Annotated in this window: 22 protein-coding genes; 11 read left to right on the top strand and 11 right to left on the bottom strand. The window is 70.2% G+C overall.

Annotation, left to right across the window (positions count from 1 at the left end; all coding sequences use genetic code 11):
* Positions 1-19: 19 nt before the first annotated feature.
* Entirely contained in the window at positions 20-448 is a 429-nt protein-coding gene (locus BJ986_RS08345; protein ID WP_179421558.1) for a CBS domain-containing protein, read from the bottom strand.
* 189 nt (positions 449-637) lie between these two features.
* On the opposite strand from BJ986_RS08345, the gene BJ986_RS08340 reads away from it, so the two are divergent.
* From BJ986_RS08340 to BJ986_RS08320, 5 genes are all read left to right on the top strand, one after another.
* Positions 638-2,158 (top strand): trehalose-6-phosphate synthase, encoded by a 1,521-nt coding sequence (locus BJ986_RS08340; RefSeq protein WP_179421557.1) that lies wholly within the window; start codon positions 638-640, stop codon positions 2,156-2,158.
* A complete protein-coding gene (otsB, locus tag BJ986_RS08335) occupies positions 2,155-3,003 on the top strand; it encodes a trehalose-phosphatase (RefSeq protein ID WP_179421556.1) in 849 nt (282 codons plus the stop codon). Before BJ986_RS08340 ends, otsB begins: the two co-directional genes overlap by 4 nt.
* 317 nt (positions 3,004-3,320) lie before the next feature.
* A complete protein-coding gene (locus BJ986_RS08330) occupies positions 3,321-3,728 on the top strand; it encodes a hypothetical protein (protein ID WP_179421555.1) in 408 nt (135 codons plus the stop codon).
* A gap of 17 nt (positions 3,729-3,745) precedes the next feature.
* Positions 3,746-4,612: a hypothetical protein gene (locus tag BJ986_RS08325; RefSeq protein WP_179421554.1), complete on the top strand. Its 867-nt coding sequence runs from the start codon at positions 3,746-3,748 to the stop codon at positions 4,610-4,612.
* Positions 4,613-4,810: 198 nt separating this feature from the next.
* Entirely contained in the window at positions 4,811-6,337 is a 1,527-nt protein-coding gene (locus tag BJ986_RS08320) for an HNH endonuclease signature motif containing protein (protein WP_179421553.1), read from the top strand.
* A 99-nt stretch (positions 6,338-6,436) separates the two neighbouring features.
* Here BJ986_RS08320 and BJ986_RS08315 read toward each other — a convergent pair whose 3' ends face one another.
* Positions 6,437-7,450, bottom strand: a complete 1,014-nt coding sequence (locus BJ986_RS08315) for a LacI family DNA-binding transcriptional regulator (RefSeq protein WP_179421552.1) — start codon at positions 7,448-7,450, stop codon at positions 6,437-6,439.
* A 259-nt stretch (positions 7,451-7,709) separates the two neighbouring features.
* On the opposite strand from BJ986_RS08315, the gene BJ986_RS08310 reads away from it, so the two are divergent.
* The 3 genes from BJ986_RS08310 (at position 7,710) to BJ986_RS08300 (ending at position 10,947) form a co-directional block, all read left to right on the top strand.
* The gene (locus tag BJ986_RS08310) at positions 7,710-8,825 is read left to right on the top strand and encodes an ABC transporter ATP-binding protein (RefSeq protein ID WP_179421551.1); all 1,116 of its coding nucleotides are present in this window, start codon (positions 7,710-7,712) and stop codon (positions 8,823-8,825) included.
* A gap of 115 nt (positions 8,826-8,940) precedes the next feature.
* Positions 8,941-10,230 carry a DUF4032 domain-containing protein gene (locus tag BJ986_RS08305; protein ID WP_179421550.1) on the top strand — a complete coding sequence of 430 codons (1,290 nt, stop codon included), beginning with the start codon at positions 8,941-8,943 and terminating at the stop codon, positions 10,228-10,230.
* 84 nt (positions 10,231-10,314) lie between these two features.
* Entirely contained in the window at positions 10,315-10,947 is a 633-nt protein-coding gene (locus BJ986_RS08300; RefSeq protein ID WP_179421549.1) for an RDD family protein, read from the top strand.
* Between the two features lie 36 nt (positions 10,948-10,983).
* On the opposite strand, the gene BJ986_RS08295 is transcribed toward BJ986_RS08300, so the two are convergent.
* From BJ986_RS08295 to ispF, 5 genes are all read right to left on the bottom strand, one after another.
* Positions 10,984-11,424, bottom strand: a complete 441-nt coding sequence (locus BJ986_RS08295) for a DUF2752 domain-containing protein (protein WP_179421548.1) — start codon at positions 11,422-11,424, stop codon at positions 10,984-10,986.
* 23 nt (positions 11,425-11,447) lie between these two features.
* A complete protein-coding gene (locus tag BJ986_RS08290) occupies positions 11,448-11,753 on the bottom strand; it encodes a CD225/dispanin family protein (RefSeq protein ID WP_179421547.1) in 306 nt (101 codons plus the stop codon).
* 87 nt (positions 11,754-11,840) lie between these two features.
* Positions 11,841-12,824: a 23S rRNA (guanosine(2251)-2'-O)-methyltransferase RlmB gene (gene rlmB, locus BJ986_RS08285; RefSeq protein WP_179421546.1), complete on the bottom strand. Its 984-nt coding sequence runs from the start codon at positions 12,822-12,824 to the stop codon at positions 11,841-11,843.
* An 11-nt stretch (positions 12,825-12,835) separates the two neighbouring features.
* Positions 12,836-14,275, bottom strand: a complete 1,440-nt coding sequence (cysS, locus tag BJ986_RS08280; RefSeq protein ID WP_179421545.1) for a cysteine--tRNA ligase — start codon at positions 14,273-14,275, stop codon at positions 12,836-12,838.
* A 114-nt stretch (positions 14,276-14,389) separates the two neighbouring features.
* The gene (gene ispF, locus BJ986_RS08275; RefSeq protein ID WP_238338070.1) at positions 14,390-14,884 is read right to left on the bottom strand and encodes a 2-C-methyl-D-erythritol 2,4-cyclodiphosphate synthase; all 495 of its coding nucleotides are present in this window, start codon (positions 14,882-14,884) and stop codon (positions 14,390-14,392) included.
* A 76-nt stretch (positions 14,885-14,960) separates the two neighbouring features.
* Here ispF and BJ986_RS08270 point away from each other — a divergent pair, with 76 nt between their 5' ends.
* Positions 14,961-15,554: a GNAT family N-acetyltransferase gene (locus tag BJ986_RS08270; protein WP_179421543.1), complete on the top strand. Its 594-nt coding sequence runs from the start codon at positions 14,961-14,963 to the stop codon at positions 15,552-15,554.
* On the opposite strand, the gene ispD is transcribed toward BJ986_RS08270, so the two are convergent.
* A complete protein-coding gene (ispD, locus tag BJ986_RS08265; RefSeq protein ID WP_179423654.1) occupies positions 15,544-16,215 on the bottom strand; it encodes a 2-C-methyl-D-erythritol 4-phosphate cytidylyltransferase in 672 nt (223 codons plus the stop codon). The genes BJ986_RS08270 and ispD overlap by 11 nt on opposite strands.
* Positions 16,212-16,694, bottom strand: coding sequence for a CarD family transcriptional regulator (locus tag BJ986_RS08260; protein ID WP_056922091.1), 483 nt, complete (start codon positions 16,692-16,694; stop codon positions 16,212-16,214). The genes ispD and BJ986_RS08260 overlap by 4 nt, the downstream gene beginning before the upstream one ends.
* A gap of 208 nt (positions 16,695-16,902) precedes the next feature.
* Between BJ986_RS08260 and BJ986_RS08255 the strand changes: the two genes are divergently transcribed.
* Positions 16,903-17,523, top strand: a complete 621-nt coding sequence (locus tag BJ986_RS08255; RefSeq protein WP_179421542.1) for a hypothetical protein — start codon at positions 16,903-16,905, stop codon at positions 17,521-17,523.
* Between the two features lie 66 nt (positions 17,524-17,589).
* Here BJ986_RS08255 and BJ986_RS08250 read toward each other — a convergent pair whose 3' ends face one another.
* A complete protein-coding gene (locus tag BJ986_RS08250; RefSeq protein ID WP_179421541.1) occupies positions 17,590-18,273 on the bottom strand; it encodes a response regulator transcription factor in 684 nt (227 codons plus the stop codon).
* Positions 18,270-19,490, bottom strand: coding sequence for an ATP-binding protein (locus tag BJ986_RS08245; protein WP_179421540.1), 1,221 nt, complete (start codon positions 19,488-19,490; stop codon positions 18,270-18,272). Before BJ986_RS08245 ends, BJ986_RS08250 begins: the two co-directional genes overlap by 4 nt.
* 169 nt (positions 19,491-19,659) lie before the next feature.
* On the opposite strand from BJ986_RS08245, the gene phoU reads away from it, so the two are divergent.
* On the top strand, positions 19,660-20,349 hold the full coding sequence (gene phoU / locus BJ986_RS08240) for a phosphate signaling complex protein PhoU (protein WP_179421539.1): 690 nt from the start codon (positions 19,660-19,662) through the stop codon (positions 20,347-20,349).
* Positions 20,350-20,395: the final 46 nt, after the last annotated feature.

Here is a 20,395-nt window from a genome sequence, read left to right as displayed (position 1 = left end):
CCCTGTGAATCAGGTGAGGTTACTGCTGGATGTAGCCAACAAGTTGGTCACGCTCGGACTGCAGCTCGTCGATCCGGTGCTTGACGACGTCGCCGATGCTGACGATCGCGTGCAGCTTGCCGTCGACCACGATGGGCACGTGCCGGATGCGCAGGTCGGTCATCGTGCGAGCCAGCTCCTCGATCGGGATCTCGGGCGAGCTGGTCGTGACGTCGGCCGTCATGATCGAGCCCACCGGCGCCAGGAGGACGGCGGCGCCGTCACTCTGCAGGTGGCGCACGACGTCCCGCTCGCTGACGATGCCGTCGACGGTCTCACCGTCATCGCTGACGACGAGGGCACCGATGCGGTGCTCGGCGAGCAGGTCGAGCAGCCTTTCGACGGTCTCCTCGGAGCGGATGGTGACCACGTGGCCACCCTTGCGACGCACGACGTCCGAGATCCTCATGCTCAGACGGTAGACCGCCGGGAGGGCCACCGCTAGGGGAATCCGGGCATACGCGGCACCCACCCGGCCGAGGTGCCGTATGCCGCGTGGTCGCCCCCACGGCATACCCCGTGGTCCCCCCGCGACATGCCGCGTGGTCGCACCGCGACATAGGGTTGCCAGGGCAACTACACGAGGAGTTGATTTCCTGTGCCTCGCAGCCAGCAGCAGTTCGACCTGGTCATCGCGGCCAACCGACTGCCCGTGGACCGGGTCGTGGGCGACGACGGTGAGGTGTCCTGGCGGACCAGTCCGGGCGGTCTGGTCACCGCCATGGAGTCGGTCATGCGTGGCCGGGAGGGCGCCTGGGTCGGGTGGGCCGGCGAGGCAGGGGACGCCCCGGAGCCGTTCGTCGAGAACGACATGTACCTGCGTCCGGTGCCCCTGTCCGAGGACGAGGTGGCCCACTACTACGAGGGCTTCAGCAACGACACCCTGTGGCCGATCTACCACGACGTGATCGTCCCGGCGACCTTCCACCGCTACTGGTTCACGGCCTACGAGAAGGTCAACCGGCGGTTCGCCGAGGCGGTCTGCCAGGTCGCCGCGCCGGGCGCGACGGTGTGGGTGCACGACTACCAGCTCCAGCTCGTGCCCGCGATGGTGCGCGAGCTGCGGCCGGACGTGAGGATCGGCTGGTTCGACCACATCCCGTTCCCCCCGGTGGAGCTGTTCGCCCAGCTGCCGTGGCGGCGGGCCGTGCTCGAGGGACTGCTGGGGGCCGACTACCTGGGGTTCCAGCGGGTCGCCGACGCGCAGAACTTCGTCCGCGCGTGCCGACAGCTGCTCGGCCTGCCCACCAAGGGCGACACGGTCTCGGTGTCTCGCGCCGCGGACAGCCGGCGGGTGCGGGCCAGCGCCGTCCCGATCTCGATCGACTACACCGGGCTGGAGGCGGTCGCGAAGCTGCCGGAAACGCAGCAGCGCGCCAAGGAGATCCGCGAGTCGCTCGGCAACCCGCGCACCCTGCTGCTCGGCGTGGACCGGCTCGACTACACGAAGGGCATCGGGCACCGGATCAAGGCCTACGGTGAGCTCCTCGAGGAGGGCCAGGTCTGCCCACCGGAGGAGGTCTTCGTGCAGGTGGCCACCCCGAGCCGCGAGAGGGTGGCGGCATACCGCGAGCTGCGGCACGAGATCGAGGGCGAGGTCGGACGCCTCAACGGCGAGCACAGTCGCATCGGTGCGCCGGCCGTGCACTACCTGCACCACTCCTACCCGCGCCAGGAGATGGCGGCGCTGTACCTCGCGGCCGACGTGGTCCTCGTGACGCCGCTGCGCGACGGCATGAACCTCGTCGCCAAGGAGTACGTCACCTGCCGCCCTGACGAAGGCGGCGCCCTCGTGCTGTCCGAGTTCACCGGGGCGTTCCACGAGCTGCACCAGGCGTTCGTCTGCAACCCGCACGACATCGAAGGCCTCAAGCAGACGATCATGCGAGCGATCGAGACTCCGGAGAAGGAGAAGCGGCGCCTGATGCGGGCGATGCGCCGCCGGGTCGCCGACCACGACGTGCAGCGGTGGGCGTCACGCTTCCTCGAGGCCCTCGCCGTCGCCCCCGACCGACCCCAGCGGACGACCAAGGAGCAGCAGGCCGACGACGACCACGCCACAGCCGACCGCAGGGCACGCGACCTGCACCAGGCCGCGCCGCAGCAGGCCACCCGATGACCCAGCCCTCGTCGTCGTCCTCGTCGTCATCCCCGGAACTCTCGGCGGCGGCAGCGGCAGCCGCCTTGGTGGCGAAGACGTGGTCGGTCGCTCTGGTGGAGGCGATCGACGAATTCGCCTGTGCGCCAACGGTGCTCGTGGCGTCGGACTTCGACGGCGTGCTCGCGCCCCTCGTCCAGGACCCGATGGCGTCGCGGCCCCTGCAGGGCACCATCGAGAGCCTGGAGGGCCTGGCGGCCCTTCCCCGCACGTATGCCGCGGTGGTGTCCGGGCGTGACCTGGAGACGCTGACCCTGCTCACCGGCCTGGCCGGCAGCCGAGTCACCCGGATCGGCAGCCACGGCGCCGAGACGAGCGCCTCTGGCACCCCGGCCCTCACCGACGAGCAGCGGCTGGCCCTGGGTCGCATCACCGACGACCTGAAGGACCTGTGCGCCAGCCTGCCGGCCGGCCCCTCCCTGGAGTTCAAGCCGGGCGCGGTCGTGTTCCACACCCGCCGGATGACGGATGAGTCCGCCGCGCGCGAAGCCGAGGAGGCGGCGCTCGAGGTGACCACACGGCATACCGGGTTGCACGTGCTGCACGGCAAGCACGTGGTGGAGGTGAGCGTCGTGCAGGCCGACAAGGGCACCGCGCTGGTGGCCCTGCGCGACGAGCTGGGCGCCGACGTGGTCGCCTACTTCGGCGACGACGTGACCGACGAGGACGCGTTCCGGGCGCTCGGCAGCGATGACGTGACGGTCAAGGTGGGGCCTGGCGCGACGGCCGCGCGGTTCCGGGTCGACTCGCCGGAAGAAGCCGCTGCCGCGCTTCGCCTGCTGTTCGAGCGGCGCTCCCGGCAGTAGTCGGTCGGGCCTCGCAAGCCCGGTCTGGCCTGACGTTCCGTGCCCTGTGGATGACACTGGCACGGTTCACGTTTGTTTGCATAGACTCGCGTGCGATCGGGTAGCGGGGGCTGCTGGAGGGGAGATCGAGCGTGAGTCCTGTGCGTGCGTATGCCGTGGGCGGCCTTGTCGGGGCGCTCGCCCTGGTCGGGTGCACCCGGGGTGGCGTCGACCCGCCGCCGAGCACGTCGGCCACGGTCGCGGCTCCGACCCCGAGCTCGACGACTCCGACAACTTCGGCTCTGACGACGAGTCCTTCGAGTGCCGCGACGGCGACGGTGGAGATTCCGGCGGCCGCACGAGCCCATACGCCGGCCGGCGCCGAAGCCTTCGTGAAGTTCTTCATGGTCCAGGTCAACGTCGCGTGGACCAGGCCGCAGGCGGGCCTGATTCCTCCGCTCGGGGAGCCCGGCTGTCTCTCGTGCCAGTCCTTCGAGCGCACCGCCAGCGACCTGGTTGCCAAGGGCCACCGCTATGCCAAAACGCCCGCGACCTACACCAGGTTCGAGGCGTTGAGCGGCGCGCCCGGCGGTCGCCAGTACGTCCGGGTGCTGGGGACCCAGCACCGAGTCGACATCGTCGATTCAGCGGGACGAGTTGTCAGCACGGACGCTGAAAAACCGATCGCGGTCAACGCCATGACCGTCTGGCAGGGGGACCAATGGCTCCTGTACGACATGGGGTAGGGGTCTTCGCTGCTGGGGTGACCCTGAGCGCGGCGGGGCTCGTCGGCCTGGCCGACGCCGCCCGAGCGGACATCACCGGATCCTGGGCTGCCACCGGGACCCGCATGTCGAACTGGGATCGAGCCGAGCTGAGGCGGATCAAGGCCGAGGCCGCCGCAAACGCGGCCGCGACTGGCCTGCGGCATGAGTACGCGTCCGTCGCGAACTGTGGGACCAACAATCCGGCCTCGCCGAATCCCGACGACCTGTGTACGGATGCCGCCCGGTACTGCGCCGGCAACCCCCCGGGACAGGGGCTGGGCCCGAGCGTCAGGTTGTTCCGACGTGCGGTGAACGCCTCCGGCCAGCCGACCGGACCGTGGGAGCAGTACGGAATCACGTGCTTCCCCGAGGACGCTCCCGGCGCCCGACCGGGGGTGACGATGGCGATGGTGCTCGCGGCCTTCCACGACACCGCCTTCGCCAAGCCGACGCTGGAAGTCCAGCCGAAAGGCAACGTCACGCTCGTGACCCTGCCGACGTACTTCGAGACCCGGTGGCCCGGGACCGGCTTCGAGCCGGGCGAGGTCGACCACGTGGACCCGGCGCGGATGGCCGGCTTCAGGGTGGAGATCCGGCCGCGGCTCAAGTCCGTCGTGTACCTCTACGGGGACGGCACCTCGAGTGGGCCGACGACCTCGCTGGGTGGCCCGTACCCCACCGGCGACATCACCAAGTCCTACTCGCGGGCCGGTGACTTCACCATCCGCGCAGCCGCCACCTACACCGGCGAGTTCCGTGTCAACGGCGGCGAGTGGATCGACATCCCGGGGAACGTCACGATCCAGGGCACCCCCGAAACCCTCCAGGTGAAGACCGCCAAGGCCAGGCTCTACACCCGCTGAGGGCGACTCGCTCAGCGGCATCTGCGGGGCACTCGAGCCGTATCCGTGCCGTATCCGCGCCGTTTCGCCGCGATATCGCACCACTGACCACATCCGTCTCGACTTATCCACATGAGCGCGAATGATGGTGGGGCGCAATGGATTTGCCCGCCCACAACACGGCTTGGGCTGTCAGTGGTCGCGCCTAGGGTGGTTGGCATGGCGATCAGTCCGGACACCACCACCCGCTCGAGCTGCGGGCACCTTGGTGACGGATGTGCCAGCCGGGGCTCGGCCAGCGGTCGTGATCGACCGGTGCTCGGTGGCGCGTGGGTGGCCGGCGAAGCGCTGGCCGCAGGTGAGCCGGGTCGGCTGTGGGCGCTGACCGATACAGAGGTGGCCCAGGCGATGCAGACGCTCGGGGTTCTGGCAGTCAGCGTCGACGCGCACCTCGTGGCGGTGCTGGCCGAGGCGAAGCGGCGCAGCCTCGGCAGTGGCGACGGGTGGGGACCGGTCGACTGGGCGCACGCCATGGCGCCGCTGCTGCCACTGCGAGAACTGCGCGACCTGGACGCCGTCGCCACCGAGGCTGCCTCCGACGACCTGAGACTGGTCGACGTGGTGGACGCGTGCGCCGCGGGCACAGCTGCTGGGACTGCGGCCGGAACCACTGCCGAGGGCGAGCCCCTGCCGGTCGGCAAGGCTGCGCAGATCGTCCGGTTCCACCACAGCATCCGCGGCATGGCCGACCCGGACGAGCTCGAGGAGGTCACCGGCATCCTCCTACACTCCGCGCGCGGCGTCGACGGGCTCGGTGAGCGCGAGCTCGCCGCCGCGGTGCGGCACGCGGGCCAGGTGATGCGCCCCGACCGGCTGGTCGAACACGACGCCGACCTGAGGCGTGCGCATCGATCGCTCGTCAAGGGCCCGGGCCCGGTGGGGTTGAGCCGCTACACCTTGATCCTCGACGAGGAAGGCGCGGCGATCGTCGACGCCGCGGTCGACGCCTTGGCCAGACCCCGACCGGACGCAGACACGGGGGCCCACGACCCACGCACCCCCGCAGCCCGGAGGGCAGACGCGTTGCTGGACCTGGTCACCCGGGCCGTGGGGGCCCCGGACGGGGCGCCCCGCCAAGCCAAGACCAGCCTTGCGGTGACCATCAATCTCGACGTGCTGCAGGGCCACTCCCGCGGTGCGGGGCTCACGATGGCCGGTGAGATCCTGACCACCGACACAGTGCGCCGGCTGGCGTGCGACGCCCAGGTCATCCCCGTCATCCTGGGCAGCCGCGGCGAGATCCTCGACCAGGGCATGGCCAGGAGATTGTTCGACCGAGCACAGATCCGGCACCTGTGGCTCAGAGACGGACACTGCACGTTCCCGGGCTGCTCGAAACCGGCCGCATGGACGGACGCACACCACCTGATCCACTGGATCGACGAAGGACCCTCCGATGTCGGCAACGCAGCCCTGCTCTGCCGTGCTCACCATACCGTCGTCCACCGCGAACGCTATGCCGGCGCCGTGGTTGACGGCCCGGGCGGCATCCATGTCCGTTGGGACTTGACCCGCGGCTCCTACGACACGCACGTCGCGCGACACCGTTCCGCGACGGCTCTCCTGTCGGCCGGACAAGCCTCGACAGACCCAGCCCCGACAGACCCAGCCTCGGTAGACCCACCCTTGGGCGACGCAGCTGTGGTCGACCCTGGCTCCCCGGACCCCGGGCCGCCGCGACGATGACCTCGCTCCACACCCCGTCCACCCGGGCGGGGACGTAGCCCTGCCCTCGGGCATGCATCCGGCCGGCGTGACCGGGACCGGGGGAACCTGCCGGAGGGCTCAGCGTGGTGGAGCAGCACCGGTCGAGGAGCGCACCACGAGCTCGGGCCGGAAGATGTACTCGGCCCGAGGCGCGGGCTCCCCGGCGATCTCGTCGAGCAGTGCCCGCACCGCGGCCTCGGCCATCGCCTGCACGCTCTGCCGGACGGTGGTCAGCGGTGGGTCGGTGAACGCGATCAGCGGCGAGTCGTCGTAGCCCACCACCGAGAAGTCCCGCGGCACCTGCTTCCCCGCGCGCCGAGCGGCCCGGATCGCGCCGAGCGCCATGAGGTCGGAGCCGCAGACGACGGCCGTGCAGCCCTTCTCGATCAGCCGAGCCCCGGCGGTGTCGCCCCCCTCCACCGAGAACATCGTCCGCTCGATGAGCTCGTCCACGTCGTCGCGGCCCAGCAGGCTGCGCATCGAGGCGCGGAACCCGTCGATCTTCCGGATGACCGGCACGAACCGCTCCGGCCCGACCGCCAGACCGATCTGCGTGTGGCCGAGCTGGACGAGGTGGGTCAGCGCGAGCTCCATGGAGGCGACGTCGTCGTTGGAGATGAAGGGCGCGTCGATCCCCTCGCAGTAGCCGTTGACCAGAACGATCGGCAGCTCCCGCTCGCGCAGGCTCGTGTACCGCTCCGGGTCCGTGGTGACGTCGGCGTGCTGGCCCGAGACGTAGATGATCCCGGCGACGCCGCGGTCCAGCAGCATCTGCACGTACTCGTCCTCGTGCACCCCGCCGGGCGTCTGCGTGCACAGCACCGGGGTGAACTGGTGCCTGGCCAGAGCCGTCTCGATGATCTGCGCGAATGCAGGGAAGATCGGGTTGGTCAGCTCCGGGACGATCAGCCCGACGAGGTCGGCGGTCCTGCGCCGCAGCCGTGACGGGCGGTCGTAGCCGAGGATGTCCAGCGAGGTCAGCACCGCCTCGCGGGTGGACTCGGCGACCCCGGGCTTGCCGTTGAGCACCCTGCTGACGGTCGCCTCGCTGACGTCCGCGTGTGCCGCGATGTCAGCCAGTCTCGCCTTCATGGGCGCGACGGTAGCAAGAACTTGCAGGCCTGACGGACAGACACGGTGCAAGAAATTTCACGTTGGCCGCCCGGGCCGCGTGATGACCGGGTTGCGAAAACGTTTCCACCTGGGCGCCCGCAGGCCGGACCAGCACTGGCGCAACGCCCCTGGCTGGGCCACACTGAGGCCACCGCAGACACCGACGTCAGCGGCAGCACCACCCTTTACAACGGATCGTCCGGCACGTTCCTGCCGGTGAAGGAGAGGCAACGTAGCCATGGCAACAGTCAAGTTCGACGAGGCGACCCGGCTCTACCCGGGCAATGACAAGCCCTCGGTTGACAAGCTCAACATCGACATCGAGGACGGCGAGTTCCTCGTCCTGGTCGGTCCCTCCGGATGTGGCAAGTCCACCTCCCTGCGCATGCTCGCGGGCCTCGAAGAGGTCAACGCCGGCAAGATCTGGATCGGTGACCGAGACGTCACCAACCTGTCCCCCAAGGACCGCGACGTCGCGATGGTCTTCCAGAACTACGCGCTCTACCCCCACATGACGGTGGCCGACAACATGGGCTTCGCGCTCAAGATCGCCGGCGTCGACAAGGGCGAGATCCGCAAGCGCGTCGAAGAGGCTGCCAAGATCCTCGACCTCGAGGCTTACCTCGAGCGTAAGCCCAAGGCCCTGTCCGGTGGTCAGCGCCAACGTGTCGCCATGGGACGTGCGATCGTGCGCTCCCCCCAGGTGTTCCTCATGGACGAGCCGCTGTCGAACCTCGACGCCAAGCTCCGCGTCCAGACGCGCACCCAGATCGCGTCGCTGCAGCGCCGGCTCGGCGTCACCACGGTCTACGTCACGCACGACCAGGTCGAGGCCATGACGATGGGCGACCGGGTCGCGGTGCTCAAGGACGGCCTGCTCATGCAGTGCGACACTCCGCGCCGCATGTACGACCACCCGAACAACGTGTTCGTGGCCGGCTTCATCGGCTCCCCGGCCATGAACCTGCTCGACGTCGACGTCGCTGACGGCGGGGTCAAGGTCAGTGGCAGCGTCATGCCGGTCGACCGCGAGGTCCTCGCGTCCGCTCACGGCAAGTCGATCACCATGGGTGTGCGACCCGAGGACCTCGAGCTCACCAGCGAGGGTGGCGGCGGCATCCCCGTCACCGTCGACGTGGTCGAGGAGCTCGGCGCCGACGCCTACATCTACGGCTCCGCCAAGGTGCACCAGCACGTCGACGCCGATGACGACGCCGACGCTCCCGAGCGTCCGTTCATCGCCCGCGTCGACGGCCGGCGTCCCCCGAAGAAGGGCGAGACCGTCTACCTCGCCCCGAAGCAGGGCCACCTGCACCTGTTCGACTCCGAGACGGGTCAGCGCCTCGAGAACTGACGGTCTCCGCTGAACCGAGGCGAGAGCAAGCACGGTATGCCGTGTGGCCGGTTCCCGTTCGCGGGAACCGGCCACACCGGTATCCGCCCCACGACACCAGAGCGAGGGTGAGGACGTGGCACTCCAGATCACGGCGGCCCGGCCTGACCCGGCCCTGCTCGACCTCCCATGGGAGCTTCCCCTGGAGAGCTGGCCGGAGAAGCACCTCGCGGCGCTGCCCCGGGGGATCTCGCGGCACGTCGTCCGGTTCGTCAAGCTGTCGGGGCGGGTCCTGGCGGTCAAGGAGATCAAGGCGGACATCGCGGCCCGCGAGTACCAGATGCTGCGGATGCTGAACCGTCTCGACCTCCCCTGCGTGGTCCCGTTCGGCGTGGTCAGCGGACGGGAGACCCCCGACGGGTCACCCCTGGACGCCTGCCTGATCACCCGGCACCTCCAGTTCTCACTGCCCTACCGCGCCCTGTTCAGCCAGTCCCTGCGACCGGACACCTCGACCCGGCTGATCGACGCGCTGGCGGTCCTGCTGGTCCGGCTCCACCTCGTCGGCTTCTGGTGGGGCGACGTGTCGCTGTCCAACACGCTGTTCCGGCGCGATGCCGGAGCGTTCGCGGCATACCTCGTCGATGCCGAGACCGGTGAGCTGCACCAGTCGCTGACCGCGGGGCAGCGAGAGCACGACCTCGACATCGCCCGGGTCAACATCGCCGGCGAGCTGATGGACCTGGAGGCCGGCGGCTTCCTCGAGGCCGGGGTCGACCCGGTCGACACGTCCAACCGCATCGTCACGCGCTACACCGACCTGTGGACGGAGCTCACCGGTCTCGAGCGGTTCGAGAGCGGCGACCGGTGGCGCGTCGACGAGAGGATCCGTCGCCTGAACGAGCTCGGCTTCGACGTCGACGAGCTCGCCATCTCGACCGACATCGGCGGGACGACGATCCAGATCCAGCCCAAGGTGGTCGATGCCGGGCACCATTCGCGCCGCCTGCTGCGGCTCACCGGCCTCGACGTCGAGGAGAACCAGGCGCGCCGCCTGCTCAACGACCTGGACTCCTACCGCGCGGACACCGACCGGCAGAACGACGACGAGGAGATCGTCGCGCACGACTGGCTGTCCAAGATCTACGAACCCATCACGCGCACCGTCCCGCGGGACCTCGCCGGCAAGCTCGAACCGGCCGAGCTGTTCCACGAGGTCCTCGAGCACCGGTGGTATCTCTCCGAGCGCGCTGGTCGCGACATCCCCATCGAGGACGCCATCCGCGACTACGTGTCGACCGTCCTGCCGAGCAAACCCGACGAGGCGACGGTGGTGGGCGTCGACACCGTCGAGATGCCCGTCCTCGCGATGTTCGAGGACACCGCTGACGACGACCCGCGGCCGGCTCCTCGACACCAGGCGTGATCACGACCGCATCGCCCGCGTGCAGGCTAGGGTGACCGTCGCCCGCTCGATCCACAACACGAGCGCCGACCTGCAGGGGAAACCATGGCCGAGCAGCCGAACCAGCCCACCGCACCACAGCCGAACCCACCGCAGCCGAGCGCACCGCAGCCGTTCGCGGCACCCGCCTACGGCGCACCCATCGGGTACGCCGTTCCCACGGCATACGGGGTCGGAGGCCCGTGGGGACCGCTCGCCGGCTGGGGCACCCGGGTCGCGGCATACCTCATCGACGGTCTGTTGCAGCTGATCGGGATGATCCCCTACGTCATCGGGATCACCCTGTTCGTCGCGGCGGCTACGAAGACCCCCAGCTACGACAGCACCTACCCGGGCGCTGCCCCGGTGGAGACGGGCGGCGACCCCGCCCTCATGGCCGCGGGTGGGCTGTTGTGCGTGCTCGGACTGCTGCTGATGCTCGGCATCGCGATCTGGAACCGTGCCTTCAAGCAGGGGCGCACCGGCCAGAGCATCGGCAAGAAGGCGATGGGCATCATGCTGCTCGACGAGAACACGGGGCGGCCGATCGGCGCTGGGATGGCCTTCGTGCGCGACCTGGCGCACACCCTCGACGGGTTCTTCTACCTGGGCTACCTCTGGCCGCTGTGGGACGACAAGCGGCAGACGTTCGCCGACAAGATCCTCAGCACGGTCGTGGTCGAGACGCCCAAGGGCTGACCCGCCGACGGGGCTGACGGGGCGGACAGGCTCCGCTCAGGCAGGGGACAGCCAGGTCCAGCCCGGCACGTTGCGCAGCACCCAGAACGCGAGCACCAGCGTGAGCAGCCCGTAGAGGAGCACGGGCGGCGCCACCCAGGTCCGGGGCAGACCACGCCAGAGCCGCCGCGTCCAGAGGACGAAGGCGACGACGAGGCCGCCGGCAGCGAGCACCATCAGCGGGTTGCGGGCCACCGCGCCTGCGAAGTCGCCGTGCGCGAGGTCATGCAGGGCGCGCAAGGAACCACACCCCGGGCAGTAGTAGCCGGTCACGGCCAGGAACGGACACGTCGGGTAGTGGCCCGGCTGGTTGGGGTCGACTGTGGCGACCAGGGTGGTCGCCGCCACGGCCGCCGCCAGGACCAGGCCGGGCGCGCGCAGCGCCCCGAACCCCCGTGGGTGGACGGGTGGCGCGGGGCGCTGCGTTGTCGCGGTCATGAGGTGCCTCGGGTGAGCGAGACCTACTTGTTCATGTTCGGCAGGACGACCGCGAAGTAGATGCCGTTGACCACGATGCCGACGATGGCCGCGATGATCGCGAAACGCTTTGCCTTCTCGGACGAGGCCTGGGCGCCGCCAACGTCACCGGAGGCGTACTTGCCGTTGACCTGGGCCGCGAAGACGATCGAGGCGATGCCGAACGGAAGGCAGCAGAAGATCGTCGACAGGATGGCCCACACGAGGTAGTTCGGCGGCGGCGTGCCCCCGGCCGTCGGCTGGTTGTATCCGGGCGCGGGCGGAGGAGGCGGAGTGCCGTAGTCAGACATGCGGTGTGATCCCTTCGGGTATGCGAGTGTCACCCCCCCATGGGCGCGACGGGCGAAACGCTAGCGGATACGTCCCGTTGCGTGGGGTCAGATCGCCCGACGTCTCGCCACTTCGTACAGCGCGACTCCCGTGGCGATGCCTGCGTTCAGCGACTCGACCGCGCTCGACATGGGGATCGACACGATCTGGTCGCAGTTCTCCCGGACCAGGCGGGACAGCCCCTTGCCCTCGGACCCGGTCACGATGACGATCGGCTCGGTGGCCAGCTCGAGGTCGGGCAGCTGGACGTCGCCCTCCATGTCGAGCCCGAGGATGAAGAAGCCGGCCTTGCGGTACTCCTCGAGCGCACGAGTCAGGTTCGAGGCCAGCGCCACGGGCACTCGGGCTGCGGCACCCGCCGAGGTCTTCCAGGCGCTCGCGGTCATGCCGACCGAGCGGCGCTCGGGGACGACCACACCGTGGCCGCCGAACGCTGCCACCGACCGGATGATGGCACCGAGGTTGCGGGGGTCCGTGATCCCGTCGAGGGCGACCACCAGCGGTATGCCGGGCGTCTGCGGGTCGATGAAGTCACTCGGGTGGGCGTACTCGTAGGGCGGGACCTGAAGGGCCAGGCCCTGGTGGACCGCACCGTCGGTGAGTCGGTCCAGCTCGCCGCGTGGGGTCTCCAGGACCGCGATGCCCTTGGCGGTCGCGGTCTTGAGCGCCTCACGCACGCGGTCGTCGGAGTCGATCCTGCCCGCCACGTACATGGTCGTGACGGGGACGTCCGCCCGCAGCGCCTCGACGACCGAGTTGCGACCGGCGACGATCTCGCTGGATGCCTTGCCGCGGCGCGAGCCACCCCGGCTCGCACTGGGCCGGGCTCCCGGCCGGGATCCGCTCCCCCCGGCACGCTTCTCGGCGGCAGCAGCCATCCGGTTGGCCTTGTGCTTGGGTCGCTCCTCGGCCTTCGGCGTGGGCCCCTTGCCCTCGAGGCCGCGTCGGCGCTGTCCGCCCGAGCCGACCTGCGGGCCCTTCTTCGACGCGCCCTTGCGAACGGCGCCGCGTCGCTGGGAGTTGCCAGCCATGGGTGTTCCTCTCAGCTCTCGCGGCGGGCGAGCGACCAGTTCGCTCCCGACGCCGTGTCTTCGATGACGATGCCGGCCGCCCCCAGCTGGTCGCGGATCGCGTCCGCGGTGGCGAAGTCGCGCGCTGCACGGGCCGCGGCTCGGGCCTCGAGCTGGACCTGCACGAGGGCATCCAACGCGTCCTGCGCATCCCCGGCGCCGTTGTCGGTGCCACCGCCCCAGTGCGGGTCGAGGGGGTTGATGCCGAGCAGGTCGGTCATGGCGACGACGGCGGCGAACGCGGTTGCCAGCGCCTGGTCGTCACGGTCGTCGAGGGCGGTGTTGCCCGCCCGGACGGTGTCGTGGACCACCGCGAGCGCGCCCGACACGTTGAGGTCGTCGTCCATCGCCGCGGCATACAGGTCCGGCACGCAAGCGTGGTCCGGTGTCGTGGAGGTGCCTTCGGGCAACGCCCGCAGGGCACGGACCAGGAAGCCCTCGATCCGCTCGACGGCTGCCTCGGCCTCACGCAGCGAGCCCTCGTGGTACTCGATCGTGGAGCGGTAGTGGGCCGCGGTGAGGTAGTAGCGCAGCGCCAGCGGGCGGGCGACCTTGATGACCTCGGAGACGATGAGGCTGTTGCCGAGGGACTTGCTCATCTTCTCGCCGCCCACGGTGACCCAGGCGTTGTGCAGCCAGTACGTCGCGAACGGCAGGCCCGCGGCGTGCGACTGGGCCTGCTCGTTCTCGTGGTGGGGGAAGCGCAGGTCGACGCCGCCTCCGTGGATGTCGAAGGCGTCGCCGAGGTACTTGCGCGCCATGGCGGAGCACTCGAGGTGCCAGCCCGGGCGACCGGTGCCGAACGGCGTCGCCCAGGAGGCCGTCGCGGGCTCGGACTCCTTGCGGCCCTTCCAGAGCGCGAAGTCACGGGGGTCACGCTTGCCCCGCGGGTCCGCGTCCTCGGCGGCCTCCATGTCGTCGATCCGCTGGTGGGTCAGGGAGCCGTACTCGGGAAAGCTCTTGACGTCGAAGTAGACGTCGCCGCTCTCGTCCGGCGCGGGGTAGGCGTGGCCCTTGTCGACCAGCGTCTCCATGAGGGCGACCATCTCGGGGATGTGTCCGGTGGCCCGCGGCTCGTAGGTCGGCGGCAGCACCCCGAGGGAGGAGAGCGCCGCCGACGTCGCGACCTCGTTGCGGTAGGACAGCGCGAACCACGGCTCGCCGGCCTCGGCGGACTTGGCGAGGATCTTGTCGTCGATGTCCGTGACGTTGCGGATGAGGGTGACGTCGTAGCCGTGGCGACCCTCGAGCCACCGGCGCAGCACGTCGAACGCGACGGTGAACCGCACGTGTCCGATGTGGGGCGCAGCCTGGGTCGTGAGCCCGCAGATGTAGATGCCCACCCGACCGGGGACCAGTGGGGTGAAGTCGCGCAGCTCGCGCGCGGCGGTGTCGTACAGGCGAAGACTCACGGCGCAAGGCTACCTGCGGGACCACCCCCCGGCCGAAACGGCGAGGCCCCCGGGCCCTCGTCGGCGACGGCGGTCGAGCCCCTCCGGGAGGTGGCGTGCGGCGCGCCTGCTCCCTCAGTTCACGGGGAGGACGAGTGCGATCGCGATCGCGGCGACTCCCTCACCGCGACCGGTGAGCCCCAGCCCGTCCGTCGTCGTCCCGCTCAACGACACCGGAGCCCCCGTGCAGGTCGTCATGGCGTCCTGCGCCTCGGGACGGCGACTGCCGATCCTGGGCCGGTTCCCAATGACCTGGACGGCGACGTTGCCGATCTCGAAACCGGCCCCGCGGACGAGCCTGGCCGCCTCGCCGAGCAGGGTCAGCCCGGACGCCCCCGCGAGCTCGGGATTGTCCGTGCCGAAGTGCACGCCGAGGTCGCCGAGGCCGGCGGCGGAGAACAGAGCGTCGCAGGCCGCGTGACAGGCAACGTCCGCGTCGGAGTGTCCCGCAAGGCCCGTCTCCCCGGGCCACAGCAGGCCGCCGAGCCACAGCTCGCGGTCCGAACCCTGCGGCGCGAAGGCGTGGACGTCGACACCGATGCCGGTGCGCGGCATACCGGGAAGGACCATGGCCCCATCCAACCATCCGGCGCCCCTCACAAAACGGGGTGAGGGTCGTGCCGCGGCCGCACTAGGGTTCCCTCGCATGACCGACAGCGAGGCTCTCCTGGACATCCCCGTCATCGTGGGCGACCTGGTCACGCTGCGTCCACACACAGTCGCCGACGCCGACGGCGTCCTGGAGCGAGCCGTGGACCCACTTGCGCAGCGCTTCACGACGGTCCCGTTGGCCTACACGCGGGACATGGCGGTCGACTACGTCACCGTGTTCACGGCACCCTCGGCGGCGCAGATCTCCTGGGCGATCGAGGTGCAGGGCAGGTATGCCGGCACGATCGACCTGCGCGTGATGCCGGTCGACGCGGGCGCCGGGTCCCTGGGCTTCGCGACCCACCCGGACTTCCGCGGCCGCGGGGTCATGTCCGAGGCTGTCCGGCTCGTGGTCGCCCACGCCTTCGACAGCCTCGGTTGGCAGACCGTCAGTTGGGAGGCTCACGCCGGGAACTGGGGCAGCGCGAAGGCTGTGTGGCGCGCCGGGTTCCCGGTGCCGACGTTCGTGCCCGACCTGCTGGTGGAGCGCGGTCGGCTCGTCGACGGCTGGATCAGCACCGTCCACGCGCCCGCTCCCGCAGGCCCGGTCACCTCGTGGGAGCAGGTGCAGGCCGCCCTCAGTCGCTGAGGTGCCGCTCCGCCAGGGCCAGGTCGTCCGGTGTGGTGATCTTGAACGCGAGGCGGTCCCCGTCCACCACGCGCACGTGGCCGCCCATCCGTTCGACCAGGGCTGCGTCGTCGGTGGCCCGCGCACCCGAGGCGTGGGCGTGCTGCAGGACCTCGCGCAGGAAAGCCTGAGGCGTCTGGATCGCTCGCAGCATCGCCCGGTCCGGCGTCGCGGTGACCCGGCCGGCCCCGTCGACGACCTTGACGGTGTCCGTGACCGGGATGCCGGGGACGACGGCGGGGTGACCAGACCGCACCTCGTGCACCAGCCGGGAGAACAGGGTGGGCGGCGCGAGGGCGCGCGCTGCGTCGTGCACCAGGACGATGCCGTCCTCGGGACGCAGCGCGGCAAGGCCGGCCGCCACGGAGTCGGTGCGCTCGACGCCACCGGCGACCACGTCGACGTCACCCGGGCGACTGCTCCGGGACGCGATCGCGCCCGCCTCCCTCAGGTGGGAAGCGGGCGCGACCACGACGACGTGGGAGACCTCGGGTGCCGTGAGGGCGCGCTGGACGGCGTGCTCGAGCAACGGCATACCCGCCAGGACCACGAAGGCCTTGGGCTGGGCAGCGCCGAGCCGAGTGCCCTGTCCTCCAGCAACGAGGACGACGGCAACGCTCAGGAGGCGAGCACCTCGTCGAGGATCGCCTCGGCCTTGTCCTCGTTCGTCTTCTCGGCGAGCGCGAGCTCGGAGACGAGGATCTGACGAGCCTTGGCGAGCATGCGCTTCTCGCCGGCGGACAGGCCACGGTCCTTGTCACGACGCCACAGGTCGCGGACGACCTCGGCCACCTTGATGACATCGCCGGAGGCGAGCTTCTCGAGGTTGGCCTTGTAGCGGCGCGACCAGTTGGTCGGCTCCTCCGTGTGGGGGGCGCGAAGGACGGCGAAGACCTTGTCCAGGCCCTCCTGTCCGACGACGTCCCGGACGCCGATGTCCTCGCAGTTGTCTGCGGGCACTTCGATCGTCAGGTCGCCCTGGGCCACCTTGAGCTTGAGGTAGATCTTCTCCTCGCCCTTGATCGTGCGGGTGTTGATTTCTTCGATGAGTGCAGCCCCGTGGTGGGGGTACACGACCGTCTCGCCGACCTTGAAAACCATGTGCTGTTTTCCCCTTTCGCGACTCTCAGAATATCACGCCACGCCGACGTCAGGAAAGCCACGCAGAATGCGTTTGCGCAGGTCAGGGGCGCGTAAAGGCCTTACGGGACAACGATTTCGGTCTTGACAGAATGGCCACTTCCGTGCAACGCGCACGGGTGCACACACCCGGGTAGCCGCCCGGCAGGCGGCCGGTAGGCTGTCCCCCGTGACCCGCCGAACCCCCCTGGCCACCCGTTCCGGACGCCGCACCACCAGCCCGCGCCCCTCCCTCCGACGTCTCCTGCCGGTGGTCGTGACAGGCGCCGCCCTCGCGCTGTCGGCCTGCCAGACGCAGTCGCCGATCCAGACCGAAGTGCCGTACATGCCGGCCGACGGCGTGGCCGTGGACCTCGGTGCCGTGCACGTGCGCGACCTCGTGATCATCAGCGGCGGCAAGGACAAGCCCGGCGTGCTGTCGGGCTCGGTGGGCAACGACAGCGGCCAGGCACAGCGGATCGCGTTCGCCCTGCCGCAGGGCCAGCCCGTGTTCGCCGATGCGCCGGCCCATTCCGAAGGTCCCCTCTCCGACGGGACCCAGGTGCAGCTCCCGGCTGTGCCCGTCAACGCCGGCGACGTGGTCACGCTGAAGGTGCAGTCCCCCAGCGCGCCCACCGCCGTGGTCGTGGTGCCGGTGCTGAGCCCCAGCGGCTACTACGCGACGCTCGCCCCCACGGGCGCGCCGACCACGGCCTCCCCCACGACGAGCACCACGATCTCGACGGCGACTCCCGGCGGGACCGCCACCCCCACGACGACCGCCACCCCCACGACGACCGCAACGCCCTGACGAGGTCCACTCCCTGACGAGCTCAGGCGGACCCAGTTCCCCCGGTCAGCCGGCCCGGGTGCCTGGTCAGTCGGTCTCGAACTTGTAGCCGAGTCCGCGGACCGTCACGATGTGCCGCGGGTCGGCCGGGTCGGGTTCGATCTTGGCCCGCAACCGCTTCACGTGGACGTCGAGGGTCTTGGTGTCGCCGACGTAGTCGCTGCCCCAGACGCGGTCGATGAGCTGCATCCGGGTGAGCACCCGGCCCGTGTTGCGCAGCAGCATCTCGAGCAGCTCGAACTCCTTGAGGGGCAGCTGCGTCGGCTCGCCCGACACGGTGACGATGTGCCGCTCCACGTCCATCCGCACCGGGCCGGCCTCGATCGTGGCCGGCAGCAGGTCCTCAGGCTCGGCCAGCCGGCGCAGGACCGCCTTGATCCTGGCCAGCAGCTCTCGGGACGAGTAGGGCTTGGTCACGTAGTCGTCGGCCCCGATCTCGAGGCCCACGACCTTGTCGATCTCGCTGTCCTTGGCGGTGAGCATGATCACGGGCACGTTGGAGCGCGATCGGATCGCACGGCATACCTCGGTGCCTGAGAGGCCCGGCAGCATGAGGTCGAGAAGCACGAGGTCGGCGCCCGACCGGTCGAAGTCCGCGAGCGCCTCCGGCCCGGTCTCGGCGACGGCGACCTCGTAGCCTTCCTTACGGAGCAGGTAGGACAGGGGGTCCGAGAACGAGATCTCGTCCTCGACAACCAGGATGCGCGTCATGCGGGGGTGTCTCCTCGGGTGGGCAGCGACGGGGTGTCGTGGCCGTGGGGGGCGTCGTGGGCGTCAGGCTGCGGGGACGGTGACCCGGTGCGGTCGACGGCTGCGGGCAGCCGGATCGTGAAGGTGGACCCGCGACCCTCCTCGCTCCACACGTCGACGTCGCCGCCGTGGTTCGCGCAGATGTGCTTGACGATGGCCAGTCCCAGGCCGGTGCCGCCCGTGGCGCGGGAACGCGCGCCGTCCACGCGGTAGAAGCGCTCGAAGATGCGGGTCTGCTCGCTCGCCGGGATGCCGTGGCCCTGGTCGGTCACCGTGATCTCGACCATCTCGCCGGCCAGGCGGCCACCGACCGCGACCCGGCTGCCCGGGTCGGAGTAGGCGACCGCGTTGCCGATGAGGTTGCGCACGGCGGTCACGATGAGGTCCTCGTCGCCGAAGACCTTGAGGTCGGGGGTGCAGGCCTCCGCGATCTCGATCTGCTTGGCGTCGGCCCCGACGCGGGAGTAGTCGATGGCCTCGTGGACGGCCGCGGCCACGTTGACCAGGCGGGGCTCGTGGAGGGTGTCGGCCACCTGCAGACGCGACAGGTCCACGATCTCCTTGACCAGCTGGGCCAGCCGATGGCTCTCGACCTGCATCCGCGAGGCGAACCGCTCGACCGCCTCCGGGTCGTCCTTGGCGTCCTGGATCGCCTCCGCCAGCAGACCCAGTCCACCCACGGGCGTCTTGAGCTCGTGGCTGACGTTCGCCACGAAGTCACGTCGGACCTCCTCGACGCGACGCGCCTGGGTGTGGTCCTCCACCAGCAGCAGGACGTGGCTGTCTCCCAGGGGTGCGACGCGGGCGTGCATGATCGAGCGGGCCTGGCCGAGCGGGCCGCGCGGCAGCTCGAGCTGGGCCTCGCGGATGACGCCGTCGCGGCGGACCTGGCGGGCCAGGTGCCGCAGCTCGGCGTGCACCAGCTCCTTGCCCTTGACCAGTCCGTAGGCCGCCGCGGACGGTGAGTTGTTGATGACCTCGTCGGCCGAGTCGACGACGATCGCGATGGAGCGCAGCACCGAAAGGACGTCGGCCACGCCGGTCGGCAGCGGCGTGGCGGGCATAGTCGGGGGCACACTGGTCTGCATGCGCTCCGAGTAGCGCACCGCAACGACGGCGAGGGCGCCGGTCAGCAGCCCGGCGAACCCGGCCAAGACGGCAGCACTGGTCGCATCCACCCCTTCAATGTACGGTGCGGCACACACCCTTCCGAGCACGAAACGACACGCCAATGCACGGCCGGACCCATATGTTCACCTGAGGTCACCCGATAGTTCACTGCTTCGTGGGAACCTCGGCTCGCACATCCCGGTACATCGAACCGTGCCTGACAACCCTAGGGAAGCAATGCGCAACGCCTTTCACGAGGACCTGGACACCATCTCCGACCAGCTCGTTGAGATGACGCGCCTGGCCGGCTCTGCCATGGCCAGGGCGACCACTGCCCTGCTCGACGCCGACATCCAGCTCGCCGAGTCGGTCATCGACGCCGACAAGGAGCTCGACCGGCTGCGCGAGGACCTCGACGCGCTGTCCATCGACCTGCTGGCACGCCAGCAGCCGGTCGCCACCGACCTTCGCATGGTCGTCACGAGCATGCGCATGAGCGCCGACCTCGAGCGGATGGGTGACCTCGCGCGCCACGTCGCCAAGGTCGCCCGGCTGCGCTACCCGGAGTCCGCGGTGCCCGCCGACATCCGCGCCACGATCCTGCAGATGGGTCAGGTGGCCGAGCGCATCGTCGCCAAGTGCGGGCAGGTCATCGCCGCCAAGGACGTCGAGGACGCCAAGACGCTCGAGCGCGACGACGACGCGATGGACGAGCTGCACCGCACCCTGTTCAGCCACCTCATCGACGGGACGTGGAAGCACGGCACCGAGGCGGCCGTCGACATGACGCTCGTGGGTCGCTACTACGAGCGGTTCGCCGACCACGCCGTGTCGGTCGCCCACCGGGTCGTCTACCTGGTCACCGGTGAGTGGGATGTCGCCGAGGACCACGAGGACCAGGAAGACCGCGCGCCCGGGGCCCGATGACCTAGCGGCCCTTCGCCGCGACGGCTCTAGCGGCCCTGGTCCGCCA

Origin of the sequence: Pedococcus badiiscoriae, from assembly GCF_013408925.1 — a bacterium.
Classification (GTDB): domain Bacteria; phylum Actinomycetota; class Actinomycetes; order Actinomycetales; family Dermatophilaceae; genus Pedococcus; species Pedococcus badiiscoriae.
Note: the sequence above shows the minus strand (reverse complement) of the source record. Positions and strands in the feature narration are given on the sequence as shown.

Coding starts and splice junctions, on each gene's coding strand:
- BJ986_RS08260 (WP_056922091.1), bottom strand. CDS start 16,694: ATGGTTTTCAAGGTCGGCGAGACGGTCGTGTACCCCCACCACGGGGCT.
- BJ986_RS08345 (WP_179421558.1), bottom strand. CDS start 448: ATGAGGATCTCGGACGTCGTGCGTCGCAAGGGTGGCCACGTGGTCACC.
- BJ986_RS08310 (WP_179421551.1), top strand. CDS start 7,710: ATGGCAACAGTCAAGTTCGACGAGGCGACCCGGCTCTACCCGGGCAAT.
- BJ986_RS08295 (WP_179421548.1), bottom strand. CDS start 11,424: ATGACCGCGACAACGCAGCGCCCCGCGCCACCCGTCCACCCACGGGGG.
- BJ986_RS08315 (WP_179421552.1), bottom strand. CDS start 7,450: ATGAAGGCGAGACTGGCTGACATCGCGGCACACGCGGACGTCAGCGAG.
- ispF (WP_238338070.1), bottom strand. CDS start 14,884: ATGGTCCTTCCCGGTATGCCGCGCACCGGCATCGGTGTCGACGTCCAC.
- rlmB (WP_179421546.1), bottom strand. CDS start 12,824: ATGGCTGGCAACTCCCAGCGACGCGGCGCCGTTCGCAAGGGCGCGTCG.
- phoU (WP_179421539.1), top strand. CDS start 19,660: ATGCGCAACGCCTTTCACGAGGACCTGGACACCATCTCCGACCAGCTC.
- otsB (WP_179421556.1), top strand. CDS start 2,155: ATGACCCAGCCCTCGTCGTCGTCCTCGTCGTCATCCCCGGAACTCTCG.
- BJ986_RS08320 (WP_179421553.1), top strand. CDS start 4,811: ATGGCGATCAGTCCGGACACCACCACCCGCTCGAGCTGCGGGCACCTT.
- BJ986_RS08270 (WP_179421543.1), top strand. CDS start 14,961: ATGACCGACAGCGAGGCTCTCCTGGACATCCCCGTCATCGTGGGCGAC.
- BJ986_RS08250 (WP_179421541.1), bottom strand. CDS start 18,273: ATGACGCGCATCCTGGTTGTCGAGGACGAGATCTCGTTCTCGGACCCC.
- BJ986_RS08300 (WP_179421549.1), top strand. CDS start 10,315: ATGGCCGAGCAGCCGAACCAGCCCACCGCACCACAGCCGAACCCACCG.
- BJ986_RS08290 (WP_179421547.1), bottom strand. CDS start 11,753: ATGTCTGACTACGGCACTCCGCCTCCTCCGCCCGCGCCCGGATACAAC.